Raw genomic sequence first — 12,179 nt, 5'->3', positions numbered from 1 at the left:
AGTTTCAGAAAAGGTATTTCAAAAAGCTCAAGTTATGGTAATATATTTTATTATCTAAATTATGTAGATAAAAGGAGGAAGAGATGCTTTTGAAAAAATATCTGCTTGCACCAGGACCAACTCCAGTCCCGCCGGAAGTACTTCTTAGTATGGCAATGCCCATAATTCATCATCGCAGTCCTGATTTTTTACCAATTCTGGATTCAGCCAAAAAGGGCCTTCAATGGATTTATCAGACTAAAAATGATGTTTTAATACTTTGCTCTACTGGCACAGGTGGAATGGTTGCTGCAGTAAACAACTTTTTTTCACCCGGTGAAAAAGTTCTTGTAATAAATGGTGGTAAATTTGGTGAAAGATGGGTAAAAATTGCTCAGGCTTATGGTTTAACTGTTCATGAAATTGCAGTTGAATGGGGATATTCAGTTGATGTTAATAGAGTTGATGAAGAATTAAAGAAACATCCAGATATTAAAGGCATTTTTATTCAGGCAAGTGAGACTTCCACAGGTGTGTATCATGATGTTGAGGCAGTTGGAAAGATAGTAAAAAATTATGATGACACATTATTTATTGTTGACGCCATTTCCGCACTTGTTGCCCATGACATAAAAACTGATGAATGGGGAATTGATGTAATGGTAAGTGGTTCTCAGAAAGGATTTATGCTTCCACCAGGGCTTGCATTTATAAGTGTAAGTGAAAAGGCTTGGAAAAGAAATGAAAAATCAAAAATGCCAAGATTTTATTTTAATCTTAAAAAAGAAAGAGAAAACCTTGCAAAAAATCAAACAAACTTTACTTCAGCTGTATCTCTTATTGTCGGGCTTAATGAAGCTTTGAAACTCATGCAAAAAGAAGGACTTGAAAACATATTCCGAAGGCACTCTCTACTGTCTCATGCTACAAGAGAAGCAGCAAAAGAAATAGGACTCAATTTGTTTCCAAAAGGCACACCAAGCAATGCTGTTACAGCAATTGAAGCACCTGAAGGAATTGATGGACAGATGATTTACAAAACTTTAAGAGAAAAACATGGTGTTACAGCAGCTGGTGGACAGGATAAACTTAAAGGTAAGATATTCAGAATTGCCCATCTTGGATATGCTGATAAATTTGATGTAATTGTTGGAATTTCAGCACTTGAAATGACACTTAAAGAGCTTGGATACCCTGTTACTTTTGGTAAAGGTGTTGCAAAGGCAGAAGAAATTTTTTCAAAGGAGGAGATTAAGTGAAAGTTCTTGTCAGTGACAGCATTTCTCCAAAAGGAGTCGAAATTTTAAAAAAAGCAGGACTTCAAGTTGATGTAAAAACAGGATTGAAATCAGAAGAACTTAAAGCAATAATTGGAGAGTATGATGCTTTGATTATAAGAAGCGCTACAAAGGTGACTGCTGAAATCATTGAAGCTGCAGATAAGCTTAAAGTTATAGGTAGAGCAGGAACAGGTGTAGACAATGTGGATAAAGTTGCTGCAACAAAGAAGGGAATTGTTGTAATGAACACTCCTGGAGGAAATACTATAACTACTGCAGAACACACAATTGCAATGCTTTTTTCTTTAGCAAGAAGAATTCCTCAAGCAACAGCTTCAATGAAAGCAGGAAAATGGGAAAAGAAAAAATTCATGGGAGTTGAACTTTACAATAAAACTCTCGGAATAATCGGACTTGGTAGAATTGGTTCAGAAGTTGCAAAAAGAATGCAATGTATGGGTATGAATGTTTTAGCCTACGATCCTTTTTTAAGTGATGAAAAAGCTGAAGAACTTGGAATTATAAAGACTGACCTTGATAGACTCTTTACTGAATCAGACTTTATTACAATTCATACTCCTTTGACTGCTGAAACCAAGTATTTAATAAATAAAGATACGATTGCGAAAATGAAAAATGGAGTTTATATAATTAACTGTGCTCGTGGCGGTATAGTAAATGAAAAGGACCTTTATGAGGCAATTCAGTCAGGAAAAGTTGCCGGCGCTGCTTTGGATGTTTTTGAAAAAGAACCTCCTGAAGAAGGCTATCCTCTAATAGCAGATGACCGAGTAATCTGTACTCCTCATCTTGGGGCATCTACAGTAGAAGCTCAGGAAAATGTTGCAGTTGCAATAGCAGAACAGGTAGTAGATTATTTAATTAATGGAACTATCCGTAATGCTGTTAATTTCCCATCAATTCCCTTTGATCAGGTCCCACTTATCAGACCCTATCTTGTATTGCTTGAAAGAATGGGAAGTTTTGTTTCTCAGATTTTTACTAAAAGCATCAAACAGGTTCAGATTGAATATCTTGGTGAAATTTCTGATCTTAACACGCAGGCATTGACTGCTGCAGCACTAAAAGGAATTTTAGATCCCATACTTGGAGAGCCTGTAAACTATGTTAATGCTTCATTTATTGCAAAAGAAAGAGGTATAGAAGTTAAAGAAATAAAAGGAAAAGAAGCAGGTGATTATCAGAGTCTTGTCCGAATAATTCTAATTGGAAAAGATGACAAAGCAGTTATTGCTGGAACACTTTTAAGTAGAAAAGACCCAAGAATTGTTCAAATTAATGATATTTCCATGGAGATCATTCCCGAAGGCAACATGATATTTATGAGAAACTGGGACCGTCCCGGTGTTATTGGCAATATCGGAACTCTGCTTGGACAGAACAATATCAATATTGGGCACATGCATTTTGGAAGGAAGGAAGCAGGAGGCATAGCTTTTTCTGTTATAAGTATTGATGCTCCATTGACAGAGGAAATAATTGATAGAATAAAGAAACTTCCAAATATTCTGGAAGTAAAACCAGTTTATATTTCTACTCATTAAATAACAGGAGAAAGAAAATGCCAACAGTTGTTATCATAGGAGCACAATGGGGAGATGAAGGAAAAGGTAAAATAGTTGATTTTTTAACAGAAAAGTGCGATTATGTTGTGAGATTTCAGGGAGGATGTAATGCAGGACATACAGTTGTTGTAGGAGATGAAAAGTATATACTTCATTTGATTCCATCTGGTATTCTTCATAAAAATAAGAAATGCATTATAGGAAATGGAGTGGTTTTGGACCCGGGAGGTTTATTAAAAGAAATAGAAACTCTTAAAAATAAAGGAATAGAAATTGACAACAATCTATACATTGCAAAGCACTGTCATCTCATAATGCCCTATCACATTGCCATAGAAGAGCAATCTGAAAAAAAGAAAAAAATTGGAACAACAAAAAAAGGCATAGGGCCTTGTTATACTGATAAGATTGCTCGAAACGGTGTTAGAATGATTGATTTGCTTTATCCTGAAATCCTCAAAAACAAAATTCAGGCAAATCTTGAAGTTATAAATTTTTTACTTAAAAATTTATACAATGCTGAGTCATTGAATGCAGAAGATATATTCAATCAATATATGAATTATGGAGATAAACTGAAAAAATATATTGCTGACACAGATATCCTTATAAATGAAGCAATTGACAGTGGTAAAAATGTCCTATTTGAAGGTGCTCAGGGCAGTCTTCTTGACATTGACCATGGAACATATCCCTATGTTACTTCTTCAAATACAGTAGCTGGAGGTGCCTGCACAGGAGCTGGAGTAAGTCCCATAAAAATTAACAGCATTATAGGAGTTGTAAAGGCTTATACTACCAGGGTAGGTGGTGGACCTTTTCCTACAGAGATAAAAGATGAACTTGGTGAATACATCAGGCAAAAGGGTGGAGAATATGGAGCAACTACTGGAAGACCTCGCAGATGCGGATGGCTTGACCTTGTGGGATTACGGCATTCTGTAAGAGTAAACGGATTTACAGGTTTAGTAATAACAAAGCTTGACATTCTTGATGGAATTGATAAATTGAAAATATGCGTTGGATATAAATACGGCAGCAGGATTTTGGAGGAGTTTCCGAAAGAGCTTGAAATCCTTGAAAATTGCACTCCTGTGTATGAAGAACTTCCAGGCTGGAAAGAAAGCACAAGAGGTATCAAAAATTATGAAAACTTACCTGATAATGCTAAAAAATATCTCCAACTCATAGAGGATTCATTAAAGATTAAAATTCAGATTATTTCTACAGGACAAAAAAGAGATGAGATTATCGTTAAGGAGTCTCCTTTATGATTTAGTTTTTTTCGAGCACTGCCCAATTTGCAATAAAAAATCATACTGGATGTATTCGCCCTTTTGTGAGTGTTGCTGGAGGAAAATTGAGGGTTTCAGTTTACACAAAATCACAACAGGAAAGTTTCACAGCGATTTCTGGAAATATGTTGATTCTTTAAATTCTTTTGGAGCATATGAAGGAGTTCTCAAAGAGGCTATACATTGTTTTAAATATGGAGGAATAAAAAGAATTGGCAAACAACTTGGCAGACTTCTTAGCTCAATTACAGCACCAGATGTTGAAATTTTAATTCCTGTGCCTTTGCATATAAACAAACTCCGACAAAGACAGTTCAATCAATCAGCAATCCTTGCAAAGGAATGTGCGAAGGCATGGAAAATCCCTTTATCCTTATCAATTCTTGTTAAAATCAAAAATACCCTTGACCAAGCCTCTCTTGATGCTAAAGATAGATTGAACAATGTAAAAATGGCTTATCAGGTAATAACCTTGGTTAAAGGCTTAAAAATAGGACTTATTGATGATGTGGTTACAACTGGAGCTACTTTAATGGAATGTGCAAAGGAGCTTAAAAAAGCAGGAGCGAAAGAAGTTCACGCTATAACCCTGGCACGAGCTTAATAGAAAAACTGAATAATGTATCTTAAGGCAATATAAACTATCAAGATGCTTAAAATAAGCTTTATATATTTCTGAGGAACATGTTTTTGCATTCTTGCTCCAAGATATATACCAAAAGCACCACCAATACCAAAAAGTAAACCAAGTAACCAGTCAGGACTTGTCTGAAGTCCTGCAGGTGAAGGAAGAATTGCATAATAAAGAACCCCAAAAACAGAAGCTGTGGCAGTACCCATAAGACATGCACCTGCTATACTGTGAACAGGAAGCTTAAAAAATGTTACCAAAAAAGGTGACATGATTGCTCCACCACCGATTCCATAGGCTCCACCTATTACTCCAATAACAAAGGCGACAATAAATACCCAGATTGTGCTGAATGAAAATCTCTCACCCCAAAATTCGTATTCAGTTCTTTTTAAACTGAAAGAGATTGTTTTAACAGTAGCTTCTTTGGTAAGCTTCTGGTCAAACTTTTTCTGTGTTTCTGCTTTTTTCTTTTTAAAGGCATCAAGAAAAAGTCTTACACCAATATAAAATAATACAAGACCTACGAAAAATTTAAAAGACTTAGGGTCTGGAAGGATTTTTATTCTTATGTAATAACCAATTATAATTCCAGGAACAGTTCCTATCATAACAACCCATGCAAGAGGCCATGGAATTCTCTTTTCTTTATGATATCTATAAACCCCAGAAGGAATGGCAACAACATTAAAAATAAAGTTTGTTCCACTTACCCCTGGAGAACTATATTGAAGAACACTTACTTGAAAAGGCAGAAGAAGAAAAGCACCTGATACTCCTCCCATTGATGTAAAAAAAGAGACAATAAAAGCAACGAGCGGCGGAATAAGAACATTGGTTGTAACTCCAGATATGGGAAATGTATATGTGAGGAAATCTAACATATCTCAATTTTATTCGATTTCCTCACACAAAACAAATTAAATTTTTTTTATTTTCGTATAAAATTATTTTGAACTGAGCTCTTCAATCAAGATATTTCTTATTTTATCTTCTGATGGAAGTGGAAATCCTGCATGTTTAAGTTTTCCATTAACAAGTAAGCCAGGCATGACTTGTGTATATTTAAAAATCTCCTTCATATCCTTGATATGACTCATTTCTGCCTGAATACCAAGTTGGGATACAACTTTTTTCACTGTTTCTTCAACCTTATAGCAGTTAGCACAACCAGGACCAAGAATTTTAATATCCATAATCCCATCCTATAAGAATTTTTTTATTTATAATATATTTTTCACAATTTCAAAAATTTTGCTAACTCTTCTGGCTCATAGATTTGATCAAAATACTTTGAGCCAACTGAGGGGATTATGTAGTTGCCGTCCTTTTGTCTATGAGCAATAACTGTAAAAGGTGTTATCTGATGAATTGTTGCTTTTCCAATATTAGACTCTACAGTAGTATAAAAATTCAATGTTAGCAAGTCAAAATAACTGAGCAATGCTTTAATATAGTAAGGCGAAAGATATGGGGAAGCTAAATTTGAAAAGGCTTTTAAAGACATGTTTGCAAGATCAAAATATTTTTCATTTCTCTTAATTGCATGCAATTTCAGAAGATTAATTATCATTATTGAATTTGCTGAAGGGTAGGGCGTGTCATGAATACTCTTATGTCTGATGGAAAAAATTGACTCTTCAGAGTCATAGAATCCACCATATTCTTCATCCCAGAGCTTATTTATTGCCATTTCTGTTATGATAGTTGCCTTATTTAAATACTCATCTTCTGAAGTTACCTCATATGCTGAAATTAGCGCTGAAGTTATATAGGCGTAGTCATCAAGCAAAGCATGTATCTTTTTGGTTCTGTAAAGAGTGTTTTCATCAAATAAAGCTCTTAGAGTATTATCAATGGCTGATAGAGCCATATTAAGCAGGTTTTTATCTTTAATAATTCTCCATGCTTTAATAAATGCCTCGGCACAAACTCCATTTACAAAACAATAAATTGATTTATCTGTTTCTGGAGACTGCCTATGTTTTCTTTTTAAAATGAAACTCTCCTTTAACTGTTTAATCAATTCCCTATCTCTGCCAATGAGAACAAATCTCTCACCAATCATTGCCTTTCCCTCTACAAGTGTAATTGTCATGTCAGAAATTTCTCTGAGTTCTTGCTCCTGCCATGTGTAGTAAAAAGGATCGGCAAATTGGCTTGAATAAAAATAGCCTTCCGGAGAAAAGAGATTGTTTTTCAGGTAATTAACTATTTCAATAGCTATGTCCATGTAAAAGGGATCCTTTAAGATATTGTATGCATCAAGATAATTTATTATGTGCCATGCATTATCTATGGCGAGTTTTTCAAAATGTGGCATTAACCATGCTCTGTCAGTGGCATATCTATGAAATCCTCCCTCAAGGTGGTCATAAATTCCTCCAGAAACCATGCTTTTTAGGGTTGTTTCAATTGCAGATTTAATCCATGGTTTTGGTCTTATCCAGTATCTCCACAAAAGCAAATCAATATGAGCATAAATCGGGAATTTAGGAGTCTTTTTAAACCCGCCAAATTCAAAATCAATTTCTTTTACTATCTCTTCCTCAGGATTTTGAAGAAGTTCCTGCCTAATTTCAGAAGGCATAACCATTGTTGGCTTAACTGCATCAACAATTGTTTGAGAACGCTGCAAAATTTTTTCTTTGTTCACTTTATAAAGATCAATAACTTTTTCTATCATTGTTTTAAAATGATTTTTTCCTTCATTAATGTTATAGTTCACACCAGAAAAAGGCTTACCCTCGGGAGTTAAAAAAAGATTAAGAGGCCAGCCACTTCCCTGTCCAATAATGTATGAAGCCTTTTGATAAAATAGATCCAGATCAGGTCTTTCATCTCTGTCAATATGAACAGGAATAAAGTTTTTATTTATAATTTCTGCGATTTCATAATCATCAAGGCATTCTTCTTTCATTTTTTTACAGTAATTACACCATTTTGCAGTAATGTGAAGAAAAATTGGTTTGTCTTCAATTTCTGCCTTTTTAAATGAATTTTCTTCATAAGGTAACCATTCAATCATCTTTTTCTCCTTTAATTTTTTTTAGATTTTGCTTTTTCAATAAATTTTTTTACAAGCTCAGGGTCTTTTTTGCCTTTGTAAAGCTCCACCCCACTGCTTACATCAACTCCGTAGGGAGATGTTTTTTTTATTGCCTCTTCCACATTGAATACATTCAATCCACCTGAAAGTATAACCCTGCCAAACTGTTTCGCTACTTTGACACATTCCCAATTAAATGTTTTTCCTGTTCCACCATATTCATCTTTACTGAAACTGTCAAGAAGAAAGGCTGATACATTGTAATCATTCAATACTTCTTTTAAAGATTTACCATCTGGTAGATTTCCAGTTTCATTAATTCTAAATGCCTTAATAACCCTCTGGAAATTATTGCAAACTTGAGGAGGCTCATCTCCATGAAGCTGAACTGTATCAATTCCGGTAAAGGCCATGATTTCTTTAATTTTTTCAAAATCTTCGTTTACAAAAACACCAACAAAGTTTACAAAAGGAGGAAGAGACTTTATTATCTCTTTTGCTTTCTGAGGTTCTATATATCGTGGACTTTTTTTATAGAAAATAAAACCTATGGCATCAGCTCCACATTCTGCTGCCCACAAAGCATCTTCAAGATTTGTTATTCCACAAATTTTAACTCTAACCATCTCATACCTTTTTGATACTTCATGTTGCCATCCATTCAACTACTCTATTATATACCACCTGAGGTGTGATTTCTCTCATACATTTTTGATCCCTGCAATGTCTTCTAAAGCATGGGCTGCATGGCAGCTCTGACTTTACTATCAAATGACCTTGTCCAAATGGTCCTGTTCTTTGAGGAGATGTGGGACCGAATAGGGCAACTACTTTTTTACCACAGGCAACTGCAAGATGCATGGTTCCAGTATCAGGGGTTATAACAAAGAGAGATTTTTTAAATGCGGCAATTAATTCTTTGAGAGTTGTTTTACCTGCTACTGACCTTGCCTTACCTTTTGTATATTGTTCAATTTTGAAAGCCTCTGCCTCATCAGACTTTGAACCAATAATTAAAAAATTGTAAGGTAACATCTTTATAATCTCAATGAAATAGGGTAGGGGCCAGTTTTTTGACTGCCATCTCGTTGATGGAATTATTACAACAAAATCATTAAATTCACTGAGCCAGTCTGGTTCTTTTTCCTGAGGAAGAGGGAACTTTACGGAATTGATTTTGCACCCAAATGCTTTTGCAACCTCAAGATAACGCAAAACAGCATGTGTGTCTACTGAAACAGAGATTTTTTTGTTGTAAAAACAGGAGCTAAACTCCCTTGCTTCCTTAAATCCTGCTCTTACTGGAGAAGCACTCAACCATGTAATAAATCCACTTCTAAAAAGCCCCTGAAGATCCACTGTAATATCATATTTTTCATTTTTCAACTTTTCTCTCAAACTTTGAAACTCCTTGACAGTCAGAGCAATGTTTTTTATGTCCTTCCATCTGTTTTTATCCACTGTAATAACTTTGTCAATCAAGGGATGTTCAGTTAAAAGCTCTTCAAATTCCTTTGAGACAATCCAGTGAATTTTAATATCTGGAAAGTTTTCTTTTACTGCATTTAAAAAAGCTAAACTGTGAACAATATCTCCAAGAGAACTTGGTTTAACAAGAAGAAGTTTTTTTACTCTTTCAAGCATTCATATCCCTTTTTATAATCTCCACTGCTTCTTTCAAATTCTTAGCATCTTTTCCAATAAGAATACCTCTTGCACCAATTGATCTGGCAAGCTCAATATCTATCTGTTTGTCTCCCACAACATAGGAGTTTTTAAAATCAATATTGTACTTGTAACGGGCTATTAAAGGCATTCCAGGATTTGGTTTTCTGCAAAAACATCCGTCCTCAGGATGATGTGGGCAGTAAAGAAAATCATCAAATCCGTATTTTTCAATAAAAAATTTATTAACTTCTTTTACAAACTCCTCTTCAACAATACCCCTTCTGATGCCAGACTGATTTGTAACTCCAATGAGAAGAAATCCAGCATCCTTCAATTCTCTGAGGCTTTCAATCTCGGGAAAAAGCTCAAAATTTTCCCATCTTCTTAAGTAATTTGCATCTTTACATAGTGTTCCATCTCTATCAAAAAATACTGCACGATTAGAGGGAAAAAGTTCTAAAAGAACATTCCATACTTCTTCAACATCAATGGATTTCATGCATTTTATGTCATCGCATCTGTTTTTAAAACAAGGACTACAGCTCATATTACTTCTTATAACTTTTCCTGCAAATTTTGGTGGTCCTGTAAGCTCTGGCGAGGTAGAGCCAAATATGGCAACAAGAGGAACTCCTGTTGCATAACCAAGATGCATTATTCCAGAGTCATTGCAAAGCAAGAGATCACATTCTGAAAGAAGACATATTAATTCACTTAGAGAGGTTTTCCCTGTAAAGTCATAAACACTGGAATTTTCAATTTTTAAGCCCTCCGCAGAGTTTCCAAAAATAACAACAGAGCCCTTTTCAGTAAATCTTTCAACTATTTCAATAAATTTGTGAGTTTCCCATTTTTTAGTATCTCCATATTTTGCACCGGGAGCAACTGCAAGAACAGGTCTTTTAAGTCCTTTTAATTTCTCTCTTGCTTTTAATCTTTCTTCAATTGGAGGATTTATCCATGGATAATCAGGAGAAAGAGAAGGATTAAATCTTTTAGGAATCTCAAAAAAATAATCAATGTGGTGGATTTTTCTGTCCTCTCCATGATACGGAACAGGATGGGTAAGAAGCAGTCCTCTCATGTCTCTGTTCCATCCAACTCTTTCAGGAATTCCTGAAAGAAAGCTTATTAAAGCAGCGTCAAAGGCATTTTGAAGAAGATAGGCTCTCTTGAATTTCTTTTTTCTTAATTCCTTGATTATCTTTATTTTATCTGTAATTCTGGTTTTATAAATAATTACCTCATTAATGGAACTTTCCCATTTAAATAAGTCAGCAAGTTTTTCCTTTACGAGAATTGAGATATTTGAATCTGAATGAAGCTTCCGAATTCCTCTTATAGCAGGCAGACTCATTACAGCATCACCGAGCCAGTTAACAGCACGGATTAAAACATTGTCCATGCATGTATTTTAAAGCTATTTGCACCTGTATTGCAAATGGTATAATTAAAAAATGCGTGCACGAACTTATTTAAAAATAGGCGATAAAGTAAGGCATCTAAATTATGCTTGCTGGGGTATAGGAGAGGTCATTGAAGAAAAAAACTCACATCTGCCCGGTGGACTATGCCTTGTCAGAATTATCTTTGAAGATGGTATTGAAAGATGCTTTATTAACAATTTTGACCATGAAATGTGCTGCTATTATACTGGAATTAGATTAATTGAAGAGTTTAGTATCTGGGAGACATAATTGGGATTTTTAAAAACAATTGACTTAAATAAAACTTTCAAAATTGAAACCTTAAAAATTCCAGCAGTGGAAAACCTAAACATTGAAATTAATAGAGATGAAATTTTTGCTCTTGTTGGGGAGAGTGGTTCTGGAAAATCTACAGTGGCAAGACTTTTAATTAAGTTGATAAAACCAGATAGTGGACATATCCTTTTCAAAGGACACAATATATGGCAGATGAAAAAAGATGATTCAGTGATTTTCAGAAAATCAGTAAGTATAGTATTTCAGGACCCGTATGCATCTTTGAATCCACGAATGAAAATTCAGAGTATTGTGGAAGAACCATTAAAAATACATGGTCAATTTTCTGCAGAGGAGGCAAAATTAAAAATTATTGAAATTATCAAAGAAATGGGACTTGATGAAACAATACTTGACAGATATCCCCATCAACTAAGTGGTGGTCAAAGACAGAGAGTAGCCATTGCAAGGGCATTAATACTGAATCCAGAAATTTTGATAGCTGATGAACCACTTTCTGCTCTTGATATTTCTCTGCAGGCTTCTCTTTTACAGTTATTGACAAGAATAAAAGAAAGCAGGAAAATGGGAATTTTATTCATTACTCATGATTTAAACATTGTGAGAACCATAAGTCACTATGTAGCAGTAATGCATCTTGGAAGAATCGTTGAAGAGGGGCAGACAGGAGAAATATTTAAAAATCCACTTCATCCTTATACACAGGTTCTTATAAATAGTATTCCAGGTTTTCATAGAAGAAATAGAAAAAAAACACCAAGAATATCAACTGAAGAGAAACTCTCATGGAATTTAAAGGGTTGCAGATTCTTCAATAGATGCGACTACAAAATGTCTATCTGTGAAAATAATATTCCCGAACTTAAAACTATCCGAGGCAGAAAAATCAGATGTTTACTATATTAACAGGATCTTAATAAAACTCGTTGCACTTATGAGTAAAACTGTTTTCATAAGTGTTCATCTT

At 34.6% G+C, this 12,179-nt stretch carries 12 protein-coding genes; 6 read left to right on the top strand and 6 right to left on the bottom strand.

Features of this window, described 5'->3' with window-relative positions:
- Window positions 1-83 precede the first annotated feature (83 nt).
- The 4 genes from ACP5O9_RS02595 to ACP5O9_RS02580 are packed head-to-tail and all read left to right on the top strand — an operon-like array spanning window position 84 to window position 4,744.
- The gene (locus ACP5O9_RS02595) at window positions 84-1,238 is read left to right on the top strand and encodes a pyridoxal-phosphate-dependent aminotransferase family protein (protein WP_353686986.1); all 1,155 of its coding nucleotides are present in this window, start codon (window positions 84-86) and stop codon (window positions 1,236-1,238) included.
- Window positions 1,235-2,824, top strand: a complete 1,590-nt coding sequence (gene serA / locus ACP5O9_RS02590) for a phosphoglycerate dehydrogenase (RefSeq protein ID WP_424904622.1) — start codon at window positions 1,235-1,237, stop codon at window positions 2,822-2,824. Before ACP5O9_RS02595 ends, serA begins: the two co-directional genes overlap by 4 nt.
- A 17-nt stretch (window positions 2,825-2,841) precedes the next feature.
- Window positions 2,842-4,119, top strand: coding sequence for an adenylosuccinate synthase (locus ACP5O9_RS02585; RefSeq protein WP_353686988.1), 1,278 nt, complete (start codon window positions 2,842-2,844; stop codon window positions 4,117-4,119).
- Between the two features lie 49 nt (window positions 4,120-4,168).
- Complete coding sequence (locus ACP5O9_RS02580) at window positions 4,169-4,744, top strand: ComF family protein (protein ID WP_424904621.1); 576 nt, start codon at window positions 4,169-4,171, stop codon at window positions 4,742-4,744.
- On the opposite strand, the gene ACP5O9_RS02575 is transcribed toward ACP5O9_RS02580, so the two are convergent.
- The 6 genes from ACP5O9_RS02575 to waaF form a co-directional block, all read right to left on the bottom strand.
- Window positions 4,741-5,655, bottom strand: coding sequence for a sulfite exporter TauE/SafE family protein (locus ACP5O9_RS02575; RefSeq protein ID WP_353686990.1), 915 nt, complete (start codon window positions 5,653-5,655; stop codon window positions 4,741-4,743). The genes ACP5O9_RS02580 and ACP5O9_RS02575 overlap by 4 nt on opposite strands.
- A gap of 63 nt (window positions 5,656-5,718) precedes the next feature.
- Window positions 5,719-5,967, bottom strand: coding sequence for a thioredoxin family protein (locus tag ACP5O9_RS02570; RefSeq protein ID WP_353686991.1), 249 nt, complete (start codon window positions 5,965-5,967; stop codon window positions 5,719-5,721).
- A 41-nt stretch (window positions 5,968-6,008) separates the two neighbouring features.
- Window positions 6,009-7,799 carry a thioredoxin domain-containing protein gene (locus tag ACP5O9_RS02565; protein ID WP_428723383.1) on the bottom strand — a complete coding sequence of 597 codons (1,791 nt, stop codon included), beginning with the start codon at window positions 7,797-7,799 and terminating at the stop codon, window positions 6,009-6,011.
- Between the two features lie 11 nt (window positions 7,800-7,810).
- Window positions 7,811-8,446: a phosphoribosylanthranilate isomerase gene (locus ACP5O9_RS02560; RefSeq protein WP_428723384.1), complete on the bottom strand. Its 636-nt coding sequence runs from the start codon at window positions 8,444-8,446 to the stop codon at window positions 7,811-7,813.
- Between the two features lie 19 nt (window positions 8,447-8,465).
- Window positions 8,466-9,464 (bottom strand): lipopolysaccharide heptosyltransferase I, encoded by a 999-nt coding sequence (gene waaC, locus ACP5O9_RS02555; RefSeq protein ID WP_353686993.1) that lies wholly within the window; start codon window positions 9,462-9,464, stop codon window positions 8,466-8,468.
- Window positions 9,457-10,893, bottom strand: a complete 1,437-nt coding sequence (gene waaF / locus ACP5O9_RS02550) for a lipopolysaccharide heptosyltransferase II (RefSeq protein WP_353686994.1) — start codon at window positions 10,891-10,893, stop codon at window positions 9,457-9,459. Before waaF ends, waaC begins: the two co-directional genes overlap by 8 nt.
- 52 nt (window positions 10,894-10,945) lie before the next feature.
- Here waaF and ACP5O9_RS02545 point away from each other — a divergent pair, with 52 nt between their 5' ends.
- Both ACP5O9_RS02545 and ACP5O9_RS02540 read left to right on the top strand, forming a co-directional pair.
- Window positions 10,946-11,185, top strand: coding sequence for a DUF3553 domain-containing protein (locus ACP5O9_RS02545; RefSeq protein WP_353686995.1), 240 nt, complete (start codon window positions 10,946-10,948; stop codon window positions 11,183-11,185).
- Window positions 11,186-12,118, top strand: coding sequence for an ABC transporter ATP-binding protein (locus tag ACP5O9_RS02540; protein ID WP_353686996.1), 933 nt, complete (start codon window positions 11,186-11,188; stop codon window positions 12,116-12,118).
- The last annotated feature ends 61 nt before the right edge of the window (window positions 12,119-12,179 follow it).

The organism is Thermodesulfovibrio sp. (assembly GCF_049969575.1).
GTDB lineage: Bacteria > Nitrospirota > Thermodesulfovibrionia > Thermodesulfovibrionales > Thermodesulfovibrionaceae > Thermodesulfovibrio > Thermodesulfovibrio obliviosus.
This window is presented reverse-complemented; position numbering and strand designations above follow the sequence as displayed.